The organism is Enterobacter roggenkampii (assembly GCF_001729805.1).
GTDB lineage: Bacteria > Pseudomonadota > Gammaproteobacteria > Enterobacterales > Enterobacteriaceae > Enterobacter > Enterobacter roggenkampii.
Genome location: NZ_CP017184.1, coordinates 205,371 through 222,246, shown reverse-complemented (window position 1 = coordinate 222,246; position 16,876 = coordinate 205,371). Strand labels below are relative to the sequence as shown.

Genomic DNA, 16,876 nt, shown 5'->3' with positions numbered 1-16,876 from the left:
TTTGAGCGAGAATTACTCGTCTTCCAGTTCGATGTTGATACCCAGCGAACGAATCTCTTTCAACAGTACGTTGAAGGATTCTGGCATGCCTGGTTCCATCTGATGGTTGCCGTCCACGATGTTCTTATACATCTTGGTACGACCGTTCACGTCATCAGACTTAACGGTGAGCATTTCCTGCAGGGTGTATGCCGCGCCGTATGCTTCCAGCGCCCACACTTCCATCTCCCCGAAGCGCTGACCACCGAACTGTGCCTTACCACCCAGCGGCTGCTGAGTAACCAGGCTGTAAGAACCGGTAGAACGAGCGTGCATCTTGTCGTCGACCAGGTGGTTCAGTTTCAGCATGTACATGTAACCTACGGTTACCGGACGTTCGAACTGTTCACCGGTACGGCCGTCAAACAGCGTAATCTGACCAGACGTTGGCAGACCACCCAGTTGCAGCAGCTCTTTAATTTCAGCTTCTTTTGCACCGTCGAATACCGGCGTTGCAATTGGCATACCTTTGCGCAGGTTCTCTGCCAGACGCAGCACTTCTTCATCGCTGAAGGTGTTCAGGTCGACTTTCTGACGCACGTCGGTACCCAGATCGTAGGCACGCTGGATGAATTCGCGCAGTTTCGCGACTTCCTGCTGCTGTTTCAGCATGGCGTTAATCTTGTCGCCGATGCCTTTCGCAGCCATACCCAGGTGAGTTTCCAGGATCTGACCAATGTTCATACGAGACGGTACGCCCAGTGGGTTCAGTACGATATCTACCGGCGTACCGTTAGCATCGTGCGGCATATCTTCGATCGGGTTGATCTTAGAGATAACACCCTTGTTACCGTGACGACCTGCCATCTTATCACCAGGCTGGATCTGACGTTTAACAGCCAGATAGACCTTAACAATCTTCAGCACGCCTGGTGCCAGATCGTCGCCCTGAGTGATTTTGCGGCGTTTCGCTTCGAGTTTTTTCTCGAACTCGTGTTTCAGTTCGTCATACTGCTCAGCCAGCTGTTCCAGCTGATTTTGTTTCTCTTCGTCGGTCAGGCCCAGTTCCAGCCAGCGATCGCGTGGCAGTTTGTCGAGCTTCTCAGCTTCAACGCCACCGGCAACCAGCACCGCATAGATACGGCTGAACAGACCCGCTTCGAGGATCTGCAGTTCTTCAGACAGGTCTTTCTTAGCCTGTTTGAGCTGCATCTCTTCGATTTCCAGCGCACGCTTATCTTTCTCAACGCCATCACGAGTGAAGACCTGAACGTCGATAACCGTACCGGAAACACCGTTTGGTACGCGCAGAGAAGAGTCTTTAACGTCAGACGCTTTCTCACCGAAGATGGCACGCAGCAGTTTCTCTTCTGGCGTCAGCTGGGTTTCACCTTTCGGCGTAACCTTACCCACCAGAATGTCGCCGCCGGTCACTTCCGCACCGATGTAAACAATACCGGATTCATCCAGTTTGGAGAGCGCAGCTTCACCCACGTTAGGGATGTCAGCAGTGATCTCTTCTGGCCCCAGCTTGGTGTCACGGGACACGCACGCCAGTTCCTGAATGTGGATGGTGGTGAAACGATCTTCCTGAACCACACGCTCGGAGACGAGGATGGAGTCTTCGAAGTTGTAACCGTTCCACGGCATGAACGCTACGCGCATGTTCTGACCGAGCGCCAGTTCACCGAGGTCGGTGGACGGACCGTCTGCCAGCACGTCGCCGCGCTCAACTGGCTCACCCAGAGATACGCAAGGCATCTGGTTGATACAGGTGTTCTGGTTAGAACGGGTGTATTTGGTCAGGTTATAAATGTCGATACCTGCTTCGCCCGGGTACATCTCGTCTTCGTTAACTTTGATAACGATACGGGAGGCATCCACGTACTGAACAGTACCGCCACGCTTAGCAACTGCAGTAACACCGGAGTCAACGGCAACAGCACGTTCCATACCGGTACCAACCAGCGGCTTATCAGCACGCAGAGTTGGAACGGCCTGACGTTGCATGTTCGCACCCATCAATGCACGGTTGGCGTCATCGTGTTCCAGGAACGGGATCAGGGACGCACCGACGGATACCACCTGCTGGGTGGATACGTCCATGTAGTCAACCTGGTCGCGGCTGAACAAGCTGGATTCGCCTTTGCTACGGCAGGTAACCAGATCTTCTACAAAGTGGCCTTCGTCATCCAGGTTGGAGTTCGCCTGAGCGATAACGTAGTTGCCTTCTTCGATAGCAGACAGGTAATGAATTTCGTCGGTTACAACACCGTCGGTCACTTTACGATACGGGGTCTCGAGGAAACCGTATTCGTTAGTCTGTGCGTACACGGACAGGGAGTTGATCAGACCGATGTTTGGACCTTCAGGCGTTTCGATTGGACATACGCGACCGTAGTGCGTCGGGTGTACGTCTCGAACTTCGAAGCCTGCACGCTCACGGGTCAGACCGCCTGGGCCGAGTGCAGAGATACGACGCTTGTGCGTAATCTCAGACAGCGGGTTGTTCTGGTCCATGAACTGAGACAGCTGGCTGGAACCGAAGAACTCTTTCACTGCTGCAGAAATCGGCTTGGCGTTGATCATATCCTGAGGCATCAGGGTATCCAGATCGCCCAGAGACAGACGCTCTTTCACCGCACGCTCTACACGTACCAGGCCAACGCGGAACTGGTTTTCCGCCATTTCGCCTACGGAACGGATACGACGGTTGCCGAGGTGGTCGATGTCGTCCACTTCGCCTTTGCCGTTACGGATATCGATGAGCTTCTTCATCACTTCGATGATGTCGTCTTTGCTCAGGATACCGGAACCTTCTATTTCGTCGCGCAGCAGAGAACGGTTGAACTTCATACGACCAACCGCGGACAGATCGTAGCGGTCTTCGGAGAAGAACAGGTTCTCGAACAGGCTTTCAGCCGCTTCGCGAGTTGGTGGCTCACCAGGACGCATCATGCGGTAGATTTCAACCAGCGCGCTCAGACGATCGTTGGTTGGGTCGACGCGTACAGTCTCAGAGATGTACGGACCGTGGTCCAGATCGTTGGTGAACAGCGTTTCGATACGTTTGTGGCCAGCCTGACTCAGCTTAGCCAGCAGATCCAGGCTCAGCTCCATGTTAGCCGGGCAGATCAGCTCGCCAGTTGATTCATCAACGTAATCTTTCGCGGCTACTTTTCCTGCAATGTATTCAACCGGAACTTCGATGTGTTTGATATCATCTTTTTCCAGCTGGCGGATGTGGCGCGCGGTGATACGGCGACCTTTTTCCACATACACTTTGCCGTCGGCTTCGATGTCGAACGACGCGGTCTCACCACGCAGACGTTCCGGCACCAGCTCCATCTGCAGCTTGTTGTCGCGGATTTCAAAGATCACTTTCTCAAAGAACAGGTCCAGGATCTGCTCAGTGGTATAGTTCAGTGCACGCAGAATGATGGTTGCAGGCAGTTTACGACGACGGTCGATACGGACAAACAGGTTGTCTTTTGGATCGAACTCGAAGTCCAGCCAGGAACCACGGTAAGGAATGATGCGTGCGTTATACAGTACTTTACCGGAAGAGTGCGTTTTACCTTTATCGCTGTCGAAGAAGACGCCCGGGCTACGATGCAGCTGGGAAACGATAACACGCTCAGTACCGTTAATAACGAAAGTACCGTTGTCCGTCATGAGTGGAATTTCACCCATGTAGACTTCTTGTTCTTTAATGTCTTTTACGGTGCCTTCCGGCGCTTCGCGCTCGTAGATCACCAGACGCAGTTTCACGCGCAGCGGTGCGGAATAGGTCACGCCACGGATCTGACATTCCTGAACGTCAAACACCGGTTCGCCAAGGCGGTAGCTGACGTACTGCAGCTCGGAGTTACCGCTGTAGCTCTGAATCGGGAACACGGAGCGGAAGGCTGCTTCCAGACCGTACTGCCCTTCAGGATCTTGCTCGATAAACTTCTGGAACGAGTCAAGCTGGATAGAAAGGAGATATGGAATGTCCAGAACTTGTGGACGTTTACCAAAATCCTTACGAATACGTTTTTTCTCGGTATAGGAGTAAACCATAGGGTTCCTCAGCTCGCTGACAAGTCGACCCATCTGTCCGACGAAGGGACAGTTTGTGCAACACCATTTTGTGGACCGGAAAATTGAATACTTTCCGCAATACCTGTTGCTATCACGCTTAAATCATTTCGTCGCGATTTACACAGAGCGAGCACCCTGTCGCAATATATTAAGTCGTCGATAGAAACATGCATTGTCAGGACAATCAGCAGTCAAACAGTGTGAAATGCTACTGATGCCTTACAGCGCAAAAAGGCTGGTGACTAAAAAGTCACCAGCCATCAGCCTAATGACTTAGGCTGCAACCAGAAAAGTTGGCTTATTTAACTTCAACTTCAGCGCCAGCTTCTTCCAGAGATTTTTTCAGTGCTTCTGCGTCGTCTTTGCTCACGCCTTCTTTCAGCGCAGCTGGAGCAGATTCTACCAGGTCTTTAGCTTCTTTCAGACCCAGGCCAGTTGCGCCACGTACTGCTTTGATAACAGCAACTTTGTTCGCGCCAGCAGCTTTCAGAATTACGTCGAATTCAGTTTTTTCTTCAGCAGCTTCAGCCGGGCCCGCAGCTACAGCTACAGCAGCAGCAGCAGAAACACCGAATTTTTCTTCCATTGCAGAAACCAGCTCTACAACGTCCATTACGGACATAGCTGCTACTGCTTCAATGATTTGATCTTTAGTGATAGACATTTAAATTGTTCCTGAAAATCAGAATAAGTTTAGACGTAAGCAAATGCTTTATAAAGAAAACTGCGATTAAGCAGCTTCTTTCGCATCGCGTACAGCAGCCAGAGTGCGAACCAGTTTGCCAGCCGCAGCTTCTTTCATGGTTGCCATCAGGCGTGCAATTGCTTCTTCGTAGGTCGGCAGGGTTGCCAGGCGATCGATTTGCGATGCCGGGATCAACTCACCTTCAAAGGCTGCAGCTTTGACCTCAAATTTTGCATTCGCTTTCGCGAACTCTTTGAACAGACGAGCAGCAGCGCCCGGGTGTTCCATAGAGTATGCAATCAGGGTCGGACCAACAAACGTGTCTTTCAGGCACTCGAACTGAGTACCTTCAACTACGCGGCGCAGCAGGGTGTTACGAACAACACGCATGTATACGCCAGCTTCACGACCTGCTTTACGCAGTTCAGTCATTTTGTCTACAGTAACGCCACGGGAATCCGCAACTACTGCAGACAGCGCGCCTTTGGCTACTTCGCTGACTTCAGCAACAATCGCTTGTTTGTCTTGAAGATTTAAAGCCATTAGCTTTGCTCCTGGATGTTTGCCGGAACTCATGTTCCGGAACTCACTTCACTCTCCCCAACGGAAAGAGCGTCTTAATACGGTGAGCAGAAACAAGCCAGAGTATCCAAAAATAATCTTAGCGTTCTGTCACCGTCTACGCAGGGGATTAAGTCTCTTGCGAAACACCTGCGGTCTTCGACGGAGGCCTGGATTAGGCCAGGCTCCAACGAACAAATCTTTTAGCCGCTAACAATTGTTAGCAAACGTGGGGGTAAGATTGTAGACAAAATCACCGCCCACGTAAAGGCATTAGTTTGCAGCAGCGCTCAGGCCAGCCTGGTCAACTGCAACACCTGCACCCATGGTGGTGGAGATGCTAACTTTCTTGATGTACACGCCTTTCGCCTGAGTTGGTTTTGCTTTTTTCAGCGCAACCAGCAGAGCTTCAAGGTTTTCTTTCAGTTTGTCAGCGTCAAAGTCCACTTTACCGATGGTGGTGTGGATGATGCCGTTTTTGTCGTTACGATAACGAACCTGACCTGCTTTAGCGTTCTTAACCGCTTCAGCAACGTTAGGGGTTACAGTACCCACTTTCGGGTTTGGCATCAGGCCGCGTGGACCCAGAACCTGGCCCAGCTGGCCAACAACGCGCATTGCATCTGGAGAAGCAATAACAACGTCAAAGTTCATTTCGCCTTTCTTGATCTGATCAGCCAGATCTTCCATACCTACCAGTTCAGCGCCGGCAGCTTTAGCAGCTTCAGCGTTTGCACCCTGAGCAAATACAGCTACGCGAACGGAACGGCCAGTACCGTGTGGCAGTACAGTTGCGCCACGAACGTTCTGATCGGATTTACGCGCGTCGATGCCCAGGTTAACGGCAACGTCAACGCTTTCAACGAACTTAGCAGTTGCCAGTTCTTTCAGCAGAGCGATAGCTTCGTTGATGTCGTACTGTTTGGTCGCATCAACTTTGTCACGGATCACGGACATGCGCTTGGTCAGTTTAGCCATTTCTTAGTCCTCCACTACCAGGCCCATGGAACGTGCAGTACCTTCGATTGAGCGAGTCATCGCTTCAATGTCGGCACCAGTCATGTCGGCAGCTTTGGTCTGCGCGATTTCCTGCAGCTGAGCGCGGGAAATTTTACCCACTTTGTCTTTGTTCGGTTTACCGGAACCAGACTTGATACCAGCCGCTTTCTTCAGCAGAACTGCTGCAGGAGGGGTTTTGGTAACGAAAGTGAAAGAACGGTCAGCGTAAACAGTGATTACGACTGGGATTGGCAGACCTTTTTCCAGGGATTCCGTTTTTGCGTTGAACGCTTTACAGAATTCCATGATGTTCACACCCTGCTGACCCAGAGCTGGACCAACTGGTGGACTTGGGTTCGCCATACCAGCTGCAACCTGCAGCTTGACGTAGGCTTGTACTTTCTTAGCCATTCTAAAATCCTCTGATTGGGTAATAGCGCCTCAGTGAGGCTCCCCGTGAATAAAATTCGTTTTACGGGCCGGGCCCATAAAAACAAAAGGCGCGAAATTGTATTCCAATCTCGCGCCCTGTGCAACGATTAAATCGTCGCTTTTTTGATCGCTGCTTAGGCTTTTTCGACCTGCGCAAAGTCCAGTTCTACCGGGGTCGCACGACCGAAGATAGATACAGAAACTTTCAGGCGGGACTTTTCGTAGTCCACTTCTTCAACGACGCCGTTAAAGTCAGCAAACGGACCGTCATTAACACGAACCATTTCACCCGGTTCAAACAGCGTTTTCGGACGCGGCTTATCACCAACCTGCTGCAGGCGGTTCATAATCGCATCCACTTCTTTGTCGCTGATTGGCGCCGGACGGTCAGACGTGCCGCCGATAAAGCCCATCACGCGCGGTACGCTGCGCACCAGGTGCCAGCTCGCGTCGTTCATCACCATCTGAACCAGCACGTAACCCGGGAAGAATTTGCGCTCGCTTTTGCGACGCTGGCCGCCACGGATCTCGACCACTTCTTCGGTCGGAACCATAACTTCGCCAAATAACTCTTCCATGTTGTGTAATTTGATATGCTCACGCAGCGACGTTGCTACGCGGCCTTCAAAACCGGAAAACGCCTGAACGACGTACCAGCGCTTTTTAGGGGCTTCAGACATCTCAGAACCTCAGGCCAGTGATAAAGGATACCAGGCGAACCAGAATACCATCCAGTCCCCACAGGATCAGTGACATTACAGCGGTAACCGCCGCTACGATCAGCGTGGTGTGCAATGTTTCCTGGCGAGTCGGCCAAATTACCTTACGGACTTCGGTACGCGCTTCGCGAGCAAAAGCGACGGTCGCTTTGCCTTTCGTCGTCAACAGCGCGACACCACCCGCTGCAGCAATCAGAATTACCACTGCAAGCGCGCGTAGCGGCAGCATCATGTCACGATAAAGGTAGTTGCCGACAATCGCTACGATCAGCAGAACGGCTACTACTACCCATTTCATCGCTTCCAGGCCGCGCCCGCTCCCTTGAGCTTCGGTATTCGCACTCATAAACCAACCTGTCAGAAGTATTCTACAAACATTTTCACCCCGCGATTGCGAGGCAAACCAAATCGAAATGCTAATTCGCTTTTCGAATTATACGCTCTCTGCAGAGCCTGTCTCAGCAATGATTATGACAAAAATAATCACTGATGAGCCAGGTTCTGACGTGAAAGCGTGCAAAAAGGGCATCAAATGATGCCCTTTTATTGCGCATTGCGTCAAATGTTATCAGCAATTAGCCGAGAACTTTAGCAACCACGCCCGCGCCAACGGTACGGCCACCTTCACGGATTGCGAAACGCAGACCGTCGTCCATCGCGATTGGGTGGATCAGCGTCACAACCATCTTGATGTTGTCGCCTGGCATTACCATCTCAACGCCTTCTGGCAGTTCGATGGTACCGGTCACGTCAGTAGTACGGAAGTAGAACTGTGGACGGTAGCCTTTGAAGAACGGAGTATGACGGCCGCCTTCGTCTTTGGACAGGATGTACACTTCAGATTCGAACTTGGTGTGTGGCTTGATTGAGCCTGGCTTAGCCAGAACCTGACCACGTTCGATTTCTTCACGTTTGATACCACGCAGCAGAACACCAACGTTCTCACCAGCACGGCCTTCGTCCAGCAGTTTGCGGAACATTTCAACGCCAGTACAGGTAGACTTCGCAGTCTCTTTGATACCAACGATTTCAACTTCTTCACCAACTTTGATGATACCGCGCTCTACACGACCGGTAACAACGGTACCACGACCGGAGATGGAGAATACGTCTTCGATTGGCAGCAGGAATGGCTTGTCAATCGCACGCTCTGGTTCTGGGATGTAAGAATCCAGGAAGCCAGCCAGTTCGATGATTTTCGCTTCCCACTCTGCGTCGCCTTCCAGCGCTTTCAGAGCAGAACCACGAACGATTGGGGTATCGTCGCCTGGGAAATCGTACTGAGACAGCAGTTCACGAACTTCCATCTCTACCAGTTCCAGCAGCTCTTCGTCATCAACCATGTCGCATTTGTTCAGGAACACGATGATGTAAGGAACGCCTACCTGACGACCCAGCAGGATGTGCTCACGAGTCTGAGGCATTGGGCCGTCAGTCGCAGCAACAACCAGGATCGCGCCGTCCATCTGCGCAGCACCGGTGATCATGTTTTTAACATAGTCGGCGTGGCCTGGGCAGTCTACGTGTGCGTAGTGGCGAGTCGGGGTGTCGTACTCAACGTGAGAGGTGTTGATGGTGATACCACGAGCTTTTTCTTCTGGTGCGTTATCGATCTGGTCGAATGCACGAGCAGAACCACCGTAGGTTTTTGCCAGAACGGTAGTGATTGCAGCGGTCAGCGTTGTTTTACCATGGTCAACGTGGCCGATAGTACCGACGTTAACGTGCGGTTTTGTACGTTCAAACTTTTCTTTAGACATCGATTGTCCCTCTAAGACACGGATAAATCGGTGATATCACCACATCAACCAGGCGAAATGCCTGAATTGTTGAATACAGTAAAATTGAAACAGAGAGAAACGGGAAGGAGAAGTGAAGTGGTGCTGATACCCAGAGTCGAACTGGGGACCTCACCCTTACCAAGGGTGCGCTCTACCAACTGAGCCATATCAGCACGTATTGGAGCGGGCAGCGGGAATCGAACCCGCATCATCAGCTTGGAAGGCTGAGGTAATAGCCATTATACGATGCCCGCATCCTGAAACTCGGCTACCCAGTTCTTTCTGTAACAAAAAAAGAGATTTCTCTCTTTTTCAGTTTGAGCTGGCTAATTTTTCCAACCAGCTCCGGCGGCATTTACGCTGCCAGAAAGTGGTGGTGGGGGAAGGATTCGAACCTTCGAAGTCTGTGACGGCAGATTTACAGTCTGCTCCCTTTGGCCGCTCGGGAACCCCACCGGACTTGATGGTGCCGACTACCGGAATCGAACTGGTGACCTACTGATTACAAGTCAGTTGCTCTACCTACTGAGCTAAGTCGGCATCAAGTAGCGCGCATTCTATGGATACCTGCGCGGTCATGCAACTAAAAATTTGCATAAAACGTTCTTTCGCTCACATTTTATGCTAACAGCGCGTTGAGCGCTGTAAAAGTAGTCATTCACGGTCAAATAATCAACATGTAAGGGGTATTTGCACTGTAAACACCGTAGCGTGACGGCCTCCGCGTAACGCAGCGCTTTCCATCTTTTTTCTTATTATTCCTGTCATCTGGTGTTAACCTCCTGCCCATTGTCCAAAATTAACTGTGTGATGAGCCACGATCCGGCAGTTTAATGCTGGCTCACTGAAGCATGCTTATGAGCAAAAAAGAGCAAACGTTAATGACGCCTTATCTTCACTTTAACCGCAGCCAGTGGGCTGCCCTGCGTGATTCCGTCCCTATGACGCTGACGGAAGGTGAAATCGCACGGTTAAAAGGGATAAACGAAGATCTGTCCCTTGAAGAAGTGGCAGAAATTTATCTCCCCCTCTCGCGCTTGCTTAACTTCTATATCAGCTCGAACCTGCGTCGTCAGGCGGTGCTGGAGCAGTTTCTCGGGACGAACGGTCAACGCATTCCTTATATCATCAGTATCGCAGGCAGCGTGGCCGTGGGTAAAAGCACCACCGCACGCGTCCTGCAGGCACTGTTGAGCCGCTGGCCGGAACACCGCAGCGTGGAGCTGATCACGACCGACGGCTTCCTGCATCCGAACGAAGTATTAAAAGAACGCGGGCTGATGAAGAAGAAAGGCTTCCCGCTCTCTTATGATATGCACCGTCTGGTGAAATTTGTCTCCGATCTGAAATCCGGCGTGCCTCACGTGACGGCGCCGGTCTATTCGCACCTGATCTACGATCGCATCCCGGACGGGGATAAAACGGTAGTCCAGCCGGATATTCTCATTCTGGAAGGTCTCAACGTGCTGCAAAGCGGCATGGACTATCCTCACGATCCGCATCACGTCTTTGTCTCGGATTTCGTCGATTTCTCTATTTATGTCGATGCGCCGGAAGACCTGCTGCAGAACTGGTACATCAACCGCTTCCTGAAGTTCCGTGAAGGGGCATTCACCGATCCGGATTCCTATTTCCACCACTATGCTCAGCTTTCTGAAGAAGAAGCGATCAATGTGGCGACGGGGCTGTGGAATGAGATCAACTATGTGAATCTTAAAGAGAACATCCTGCCGACGCGCGAGCGTGCGAGCCTGATCCTCACCAAGAGCGAGAAGCACGCCGTCGACCAGATTCGCCTGCGGAAATAATAAAGCAGATATAAAAAAACCGGCTTAGCGCCGGTTTTTTTCGTTATGCGTGTGGTTTCTCGCCATTTTCATCCTGATCGACCGCGAAGCAGGCCACCAGCTGACCACCATACTCCTTCAGCTGCGGCTGTAGCTGGGTGCAGGGGCCAAAGCGGCGGCTGCAGCGGGCGTTGAATGCACATCCCGGCGGCGGATTCAGCGGGCTTGGCAGCTCTCCCGTCAGCTTTATGCGCTCACGACGATCGTCCGGGTTCAGACGCGGCGTCGCAGACAGCAGCGCCTGGGTGTACGGGTGACGAGGGTTATTAAAGATCTGGTCTTTGGTCCCCTTCTCCACGCAGCGCCCCAGGTACATCACCATCACTTCATCGGCAATATGCTCCACCACCGACAGGTCGTGGGAGATGAACACGTAAGAGAGCCCCAGCTCCTGCTGGAGATCCATCATCAGGTTCAGCACCTGCGCCCGCACGGAGACGTCGAGCGCCGACACCGGCTCATCGGCAATCACCACGTCCGGGTCAAGCATCAGACCGCGCGCGATGGCGATACGCTGGCGCTGGCCGCCGGAGAACATGTGCGGGTAGCGGTCATAGTGCTCGGTTTTGAGGCCGACCTTCGCCATCATCGCCAGCGCTTTTTCACGGCGCTGCTCTTTGCTGAGATTGCTGTTAATCAGCAGCGGCTCTTCCAGAATCTGCCCCACCTTTTTACGCGGGTTCAGCGAACCATACGGGTTCTGGAACACAATCTGGATTTTCTGGCGACGCAGCTTCTGCGCCTGCGGGTCGTGCTTGAGCAGATCCTGCCCCTGATAATAGAGCTCGCCGCCAGTCGGCACTTCAATCATCGTCAGCAGACGGCCCAGCGTGGATTTCCCGCAGCCGGACTCCCCCACCACCGCCAGCGTTTTACCGCGTTCGAGGTTAAAGGAGACGCCGTCCAGCGCTTTCACCAGGCGTTCAGGGGCAAACAGCCCCTTCTTCACCGGGTAATATTTTTTCAGGTCGATGGCCTGCAACAGCGGCTGTTGCGTGGTGGCCTGTTGCGTACTCATAGTGTTGGCCTCCCGGCATCATCGAGTGGGTAGTGGCATTTCGACTGACGACCGTCAGCCAGCTGGTTCAGCTCTGGTTCTTCCGCCCGGCATTTGTCCGTCGCATACGGACAGCGCGGATTGAGTAGACAGCCCTGCGGACGGTCATATTTGCCCGGCACCACACCCGGCAGCGACGCCAGACGCGCTTTATCCTGAGCAAACTCCGGCAGCGCGCGTAAAAGCGCCTGGGTATACGGGTGACGCGGCGCGCGGAAGATATCGTGTGAATTTCCGGTCTCGACCACCTGGCCGGCATACATCACGATGATTTTGTGCGCAGCTTCAGCCACCAGCGCCAGATCGTGCGTAATCAGCACCAGCGCCATGTTCTCTTTCTGCTGCAGCTCCAGCAGCAGCTCGATGATTTGCGCCTGGATGGTCACATCCAGCGCCGTCGTCGGTTCATCGGCAATCAGCAGCTTTGGCCGACAGGCAATCGCCATGGCGATCATCACGCGCTGGCTCATCCCGCCTGAAAGCTGGTGCGGGTAAACGTCCAGACGCGATGCCGGGTCAGGAATGCCCACCTGGTTCAGCAGATCGATCGCCCGCTGACGACGCGTTTTCTTATTCCCGCCCTGGTGCACCTTGATTGCTTCCATAATCTGGAAACCGACGGTGTAGCACGGGTTCAGGCTGGTCATCGGATCCTGGAAAATCATCGCCACTTCCGCACCCACCAGCTGACGGCGCTGTTTCTCAGAAATGCGCTTCAGGTCCTGACCGTTGAACTGCAGGTTTTCCGCCATCACGCGGCCCGGGTAATCAATCAGCCCCATGATCGCCAGCGAGCTCACTGACTTACCGGAACCGGACTCCCCGACAATGCCAACCACTTCGCCCTGATTTACGCTATAGCTGATGCGGTCCACGGCGCGAAACGGGGTGCCTTCATCGCCGAAGTGCACCGATAATTTATCTACATTTAATAACGCCATCTCGTGCCTCTTACTGCTTCAGTTTGGGATCAAGCGCATCACGCAGGCCATCACCCATCAGGTTAAATGCCAGCACCGTCAGCAGGATTGCCAGACCCGGGAAGGTGACAACCCACCAGGCGCTTTGTGCGAACTGCAACACGTCGGAGAGCATGGTGCCCCACTCCGGTGTTGGCGGCTGCGCACCCATGCCCAGGAAGCCAAGAGCGGCCATATCAAGAATGGCGTTAGAGAAACCGAGCGACGCCTGAACGATCAGCGGCGCAAGGCAGTTAGGGAAGATATTGACGAACATCTGGCGCATCGCACCGGCACCCGCCACGCGAGAGGCGGTGACGTAATCGCGGTTCACTTCCACCAGCACCGCCGCGCGGGTTAAACGCACATAGTGAGGAAGCGCCACGAACGTCAGCGCCAGGGCGGCGTTACCGATCGACGGACCGAAGATCGCCACCAGCACCAGGGCCAGCAGCAGGCTTGGCAGCGCCAGCATGATGTCGACGATACGCATGATGATGTTATCAACGATACCGCCGAAGTAGCCGGCAACCAGACCCAGTACGATCCCCATAATCAGGGATAACACCACCACCAGGCAGCCGACCAGCAGCGACAGGCGCGCACCGTACATCAGACGCGACAGCACATCGCGGCCCACATCATCGGTCCCCAGCAGGTGCGCCAGGCTACCGCCATCCTGCCAGGCTGGCGGGGCGAGCAGCGCATCGCGGAACTGATCCGCCGGGTTATACGGCGCGAGGACGTTCGCAAACACCGCAATCAGGATCATGATAGCGACATACACCAGCCCCACCACCGCGCCTTTGTTGCGCTTGAAGTAGTGCCAGAACTCCTGCATCGGCGTCATCGGAACCGGTGCAGCAACAACTTTGTTTTCAGAAACCTGTGACATGATGGCCCCTTACTTCTTATGACGAATACGCGGGTTCACCACGCCGTACAGCAAATCGACCAGCAGGTTGACGAGGATAATCATCGTCGCGACCAGCAGCACACCGCCCTGCACCACCGGATAGTCACGGCGTTGCAGCGCGTCAATCAGCCAGCGACCCAGGCCCGGCCAGGAGAAGATGGTTTCGGTCAGGATCGCCCCCGCCAGCAATGTCCCCACCTGGAGACCGATAACGGTCACCACCGGCAGCATGGCGTTACGCAGCGCATGGACGATGATAACGCGCATACGCGTCAGGCCCTTGGCGCGCGCGGTGCGGATATAATCCTCACCCAGCACTTCCAGCATCGATGAACGGGTCATACGCACGATCACCGCCAGAGGAATGGTGCCCAGCACCATGGCAGGCAGGATCATATGCGCGACGGCATCCATGAAGTTGCCCTCTTCGCCCCAGATAGCCGTATCAATCAGCATAAAGCCAGTGAGCGGGTTGGAGTCATCCAGGAAGACCATATCGCTGACGCGCCCGGAGACCGGTGTCAGGTTAAGCTGCACCGAGACCAGCATGATCAGCATCATGCCCCACCAGAAGATAGGCATGGAGTAGCCGGTCAGCGCCAGGCCCACAGCGGTGTGGTCAAAAATAGAGCCACGCTTAACGGCAGCCAGTACCCCGACAGGAATACCCACCGCGGTGGCGAAAATCATGGCGCAGACGCCAAGCTCCAGCGTCGCTTTAAAACGCGGCACGAACTCGTCCCACACCGGAAGACGGCTTTTCAGTGAAATCCCTAAATCACCGTGCAGCACGCCCCAGATATAGTGGAGATACTGCTGCCACATTGGCTTATCGAGGCCGAGTTCAGCCAGCAGCTGTGCATGGCGCTCAGGGGAAATACCACGCTCGCCCGCCATAATCATTACCGGGTCGCCGGGGATCATATGGACGAAGGCAAAAGTGAGAAGGGTGATACCGATAAACGTGGGGATAACAAGTCCCAGACGTCGGAGGATGAACTGCAACATAACCCGGATTCTCTCTGATGACGCACGACCAGTGGCGTGACGTCTGTATTGCTCACAAATCTTATCCCCTCTCCTTTCAGAGAGAGAATTAAGCACTGCTGCCGGGTGGCGCTACGCTTACCCGGCCTACATACCGTAGGCCAGTGCAAGCGCAGCGCCGCCTGGCGTTGCTTTTAATTATTCAACCGATACGTTTTCGAAGTGGTGTTTGCCCAGTGGATCAACCACGTAGCCTTTCACTTCTTTACGCACTGGCTCGTACACGGTGGAGTGAGCAACAATCAGCGCCGGAGCCTGATCGTGCATAACAACCTGCGCCTGCTTGTACAGTTCAATACGTTTGTTGTGATCGTCGGTCGCACGCGCCGGCTGGATCAGGTCTTCAAACGGCTTGTAGCACCAGCGAGAGTAGTTAGAACCGTCTTTCGCTGCAGCACAGCTGAACAGGGTAGCGAAGAAGTTGTCCGGATCCCCGTTGTCACCGGTCCAGCCCATCATCACTGCCTGGTGCTCACCCGCTTTGGCGCGCTTCAGGTACTCGCCCCACTCGTAGGTCACAATCTTGGCCTGTACGCCAATCTTCGCCCAGTCAGCCTGAACCATTTCTGCCATACGGCGTGCGTTCGGGTTGTACGGACGCTGTACCGGCATCGCCCACAGCTCAACGGTGAAGCCTTTATCCTGGCCCGCTTCTTTCAGCAGCGCTTTCGCTTTCTCAGGATCGTAGGAGTAGTCTTTAACGTCGTCGTTATAGCCCCACATGGTTGGTGGGATCAGGTTTTTGGCTGCAACGCCAGCGCCCTGGTAAACCGCCTTGATGATCGCTTCTTTGTTCACCGCGTAGGTCAGCGCCTGACGCACTTTCACGTCATCAAACGGTTTCTTCTCGGTGTTGAAGGAGAGATAGCCCACGTTCAGGCCAGCCTGCTCCAGCAGGTTGATGTTCTTATCCTGCTTCATGCGGGCGATGTCAGCCGGGTTCGGGTATGGCATCACCTGGCATTCGTTTTTCTGCAGTTTTGCATAACGTACTGACGCATCAGGCGTGATGGAGAAGACCAGACGATCAATCTTCGGCTTGGTGCCCCAGTAGCCTTCGAATGCTTTATACAGAATACGGGAGTCTTTCTGGTACTGCAGCAGCTGGAATGGACCGGTACCGATTGGGTTCAGGTCGACTTTTTCCGGCGTACCGGCTTTCAGCATGTTGTCCGCGTACTCTTTGGACAGAATTGAGGCGAAGTCCATGGCCAGGTCAGCCAGGAACGGTGCTTCCGGACGCGTCAGCACGAACTGAACGGTATTATCGTCCACTTTTTTCACTTCAGAGATCAGATCCGGCAGACCCATCCCTTCGAAGTATTCATAGCTGCCGCCAGAGACTTTGTGGTACGGGTTCTGAGCGTTTTTCTGACGGTCGAAGGAGAACACAACGTCGTCGGCGTTAAAGTCGCGCGTTGGTTTGAATTCTTTGCTGTCCTGCCACTTCACGCCCTTGCGCAGGTGGAAGGTGTAGGTTTTACCGTCTTCGCTGACGTCCCACTTCTCGGCCAGACCCGGAATCACTTCCGTGGTGCCGGTTTTGAATTCAACCAGACGGTTATAGATCGGTACAGAGCTTGCGTCGTAAGTCGTACCAGAGGTAAAGAGCTGTGGGTTAAAGCCTTCCGGCGAGCCTTCAGAACAGTAAACCAGGGTTTTTGCCTGTACGCTTGCTGCCACGGTCATAGCCACCAGGCTCAGACCAAGCTTCAGCATCCCTGACTTCTTCAAGGAAATACTCATTATTCTGCTCCAATGTGATGTTTTGCTTTGTTGTGTTACGCCGCCAGACCTTTATTTATTTTTTA

At 53.6% G+C, this 16,876-nt stretch carries 14 protein-coding genes and 4 tRNA genes; 1 reads left to right on the top strand and 17 read right to left on the bottom strand.

From position 1 onward, the window contains the following. Positions 1 to 12 precede the first annotated feature (12 nt). The 12 genes from rpoB to BFV67_RS00950 all read right to left on the bottom strand — a co-directional run bounded on the left by rpoB (position 13) and on the right by BFV67_RS00950 (position 9,779). Positions 13 to 4,041: a DNA-directed RNA polymerase subunit beta gene (gene rpoB / locus BFV67_RS01010; protein WP_008503453.1), complete on the bottom strand. Its 4,029-nt coding sequence runs from the start codon at positions 4,039 to 4,041 to the stop codon at positions 13 to 15. A gap of 319 nt (positions 4,042 to 4,360) precedes the next feature. After that, entirely contained in the window at positions 4,361 to 4,726 is a 366-nt protein-coding gene (rplL, locus tag BFV67_RS01005) for a 50S ribosomal protein L7/L12 (RefSeq protein ID WP_002445276.1), read from the bottom strand. A 66-nt stretch (positions 4,727 to 4,792) separates the two neighbouring features. Further along, entirely contained in the window at positions 4,793 to 5,290 is a 498-nt protein-coding gene (rplJ, locus tag BFV67_RS01000) for a 50S ribosomal protein L10 (protein ID WP_003862338.1), read from the bottom strand. 291 nt (positions 5,291 to 5,581) lie between these two features. After that, positions 5,582 to 6,286, bottom strand: a complete 705-nt coding sequence (gene rplA, locus BFV67_RS00995) for a 50S ribosomal protein L1 (RefSeq protein WP_006810530.1) — start codon at positions 6,284 to 6,286, stop codon at positions 5,582 to 5,584. 3 nt (positions 6,287 to 6,289) lie between these two features. Beyond that, positions 6,290 to 6,718: a 50S ribosomal protein L11 gene (rplK, locus tag BFV67_RS00990; protein WP_008503452.1), complete on the bottom strand. Its 429-nt coding sequence runs from the start codon at positions 6,716 to 6,718 to the stop codon at positions 6,290 to 6,292. Between the two features lie 155 nt (positions 6,719 to 6,873). Next, positions 6,874 to 7,419: a transcription termination/antitermination protein NusG gene (nusG, locus tag BFV67_RS00985; RefSeq protein ID WP_003862341.1), complete on the bottom strand. Its 546-nt coding sequence runs from the start codon at positions 7,417 to 7,419 to the stop codon at positions 6,874 to 6,876. A gap of 1 nt (position 7,420) precedes the next feature. Beyond that, positions 7,421 to 7,804, bottom strand: a complete 384-nt coding sequence (gene secE / locus BFV67_RS00980; protein ID WP_003862342.1) for a preprotein translocase subunit SecE — start codon at positions 7,802 to 7,804, stop codon at positions 7,421 to 7,423. A 229-nt stretch (positions 7,805 to 8,033) separates the two neighbouring features. Continuing rightward, the gene (gene tuf, locus BFV67_RS00970) at positions 8,034 to 9,218 is read right to left on the bottom strand and encodes an elongation factor Tu (RefSeq protein WP_014830236.1); all 1,185 of its coding nucleotides are present in this window, start codon (positions 9,216 to 9,218) and stop codon (positions 8,034 to 8,036) included. A 118-nt stretch (positions 9,219 to 9,336) separates the two neighbouring features. Then, positions 9,337 to 9,412, bottom strand: a tRNA-Thr gene (locus BFV67_RS00965). Positions 9,413 to 9,418: 6 nt separating this feature from the next. Further along, positions 9,419 to 9,493 (bottom strand) — tRNA-Gly (locus BFV67_RS00960). Between the two features lie 117 nt (positions 9,494 to 9,610). Further along, positions 9,611 to 9,695 (bottom strand) — tRNA-Tyr (locus tag BFV67_RS00955). Between the two features lie 8 nt (positions 9,696 to 9,703). Then, a tRNA-Thr gene (locus tag BFV67_RS00950) sits at positions 9,704 to 9,779 on the bottom strand. A gap of 317 nt (positions 9,780 to 10,096) precedes the next feature. On the opposite strand from BFV67_RS00950, the gene coaA reads away from it, so the two are divergent. After that, positions 10,097 to 11,047, top strand: coding sequence for a type I pantothenate kinase (gene coaA / locus BFV67_RS00945; RefSeq protein WP_032654569.1), 951 nt, complete (start codon positions 10,097 to 10,099; stop codon positions 11,045 to 11,047). 43 nt (positions 11,048 to 11,090) lie between these two features. Here the strand turns inward: coaA and dppF are convergent, their stop codons facing one another. From dppF to dppA, 5 genes are all read right to left on the bottom strand, one after another. Next, the gene (gene dppF, locus BFV67_RS00940; RefSeq protein WP_008502773.1) at positions 11,091 to 12,104 is read right to left on the bottom strand and encodes a dipeptide ABC transporter ATP-binding subunit DppF; all 1,014 of its coding nucleotides are present in this window, start codon (positions 12,102 to 12,104) and stop codon (positions 11,091 to 11,093) included. After that, entirely contained in the window at positions 12,101 to 13,084 is a 984-nt protein-coding gene (gene dppD / locus BFV67_RS00935) for a dipeptide ABC transporter ATP-binding protein (RefSeq protein ID WP_008502772.1), read from the bottom strand. The genes dppF and dppD overlap by 4 nt, the downstream gene beginning before the upstream one ends. Before the next feature lie 10 nt (positions 13,085 to 13,094). Then, the gene (gene dppC, locus BFV67_RS00930; RefSeq protein WP_008502771.1) at positions 13,095 to 13,997 is read right to left on the bottom strand and encodes a dipeptide ABC transporter permease DppC; all 903 of its coding nucleotides are present in this window, start codon (positions 13,995 to 13,997) and stop codon (positions 13,095 to 13,097) included. Between the two features lie 9 nt (positions 13,998 to 14,006). Continuing rightward, positions 14,007 to 15,026 (bottom strand): dipeptide ABC transporter permease DppB, encoded by a 1,020-nt coding sequence (dppB, locus tag BFV67_RS00925; protein ID WP_008502770.1) that lies wholly within the window; start codon positions 15,024 to 15,026, stop codon positions 14,007 to 14,009. A 177-nt stretch (positions 15,027 to 15,203) separates the two neighbouring features. Continuing rightward, a complete protein-coding gene (gene dppA / locus BFV67_RS00920) occupies positions 15,204 to 16,811 on the bottom strand; it encodes a dipeptide ABC transporter periplasmic-binding protein DppA (RefSeq protein ID WP_008502769.1) in 1,608 nt (535 codons plus the stop codon). Positions 16,812 to 16,876: the final 65 nt, after the last annotated feature.

Coding starts and splice junctions, on each gene's coding strand:
- rpoB (WP_008503453.1), bottom strand. CDS start 4,041: ATGGTTTACTCCTATACCGAGAAAAAACGTATTCGTAAGGATTTTGGT.
- rplL (WP_002445276.1), bottom strand. CDS start 4,726: ATGTCTATCACTAAAGATCAAATCATTGAAGCAGTAGCAGCTATGTCC.
- rplJ (WP_003862338.1), bottom strand. CDS start 5,290: ATGGCTTTAAATCTTCAAGACAAACAAGCGATTGTTGCTGAAGTCAGC.
- rplA (WP_006810530.1), bottom strand. CDS start 6,286: ATGGCTAAACTGACCAAGCGCATGTCCGTGATCCGTGACAAAGTTGAT.
- rplK (WP_008503452.1), bottom strand. CDS start 6,718: ATGGCTAAGAAAGTACAAGCCTACGTCAAGCTGCAGGTTGCAGCTGGT.
- nusG (WP_003862341.1), bottom strand. CDS start 7,419: ATGTCTGAAGCCCCTAAAAAGCGCTGGTACGTCGTTCAGGCGTTTTCC.
- secE (WP_003862342.1), bottom strand. CDS start 7,804: ATGAGTGCGAATACCGAAGCTCAAGGGAGCGGGCGCGGCCTGGAAGCG.
- tuf (WP_014830236.1), bottom strand. CDS start 9,218: ATGTCTAAAGAAAAGTTTGAACGTACAAAACCGCACGTTAACGTCGGT.
- coaA (WP_032654569.1), top strand. CDS start 10,097: ATGAGCAAAAAAGAGCAAACGTTAATGACGCCTTATCTTCACTTTAAC.
- dppF (WP_008502773.1), bottom strand. CDS start 12,104: ATGAGTACGCAACAGGCCACCACGCAACAGCCGCTGTTGCAGGCCATC.
- dppD (WP_008502772.1), bottom strand. CDS start 13,084: ATGGCGTTATTAAATGTAGATAAATTATCGGTGCACTTCGGCGATGAA.
- dppC (WP_008502771.1), bottom strand. CDS start 13,997: ATGTCACAGGTTTCTGAAAACAAAGTTGTTGCTGCACCGGTTCCGATG.
- dppB (WP_008502770.1), bottom strand. CDS start 15,026: ATGTTGCAGTTCATCCTCCGACGTCTGGGACTTGTTATCCCCACGTTT.
- dppA (WP_008502769.1), bottom strand. CDS start 16,811: ATGAGTATTTCCTTGAAGAAGTCAGGGATGCTGAAGCTTGGTCTGAGC.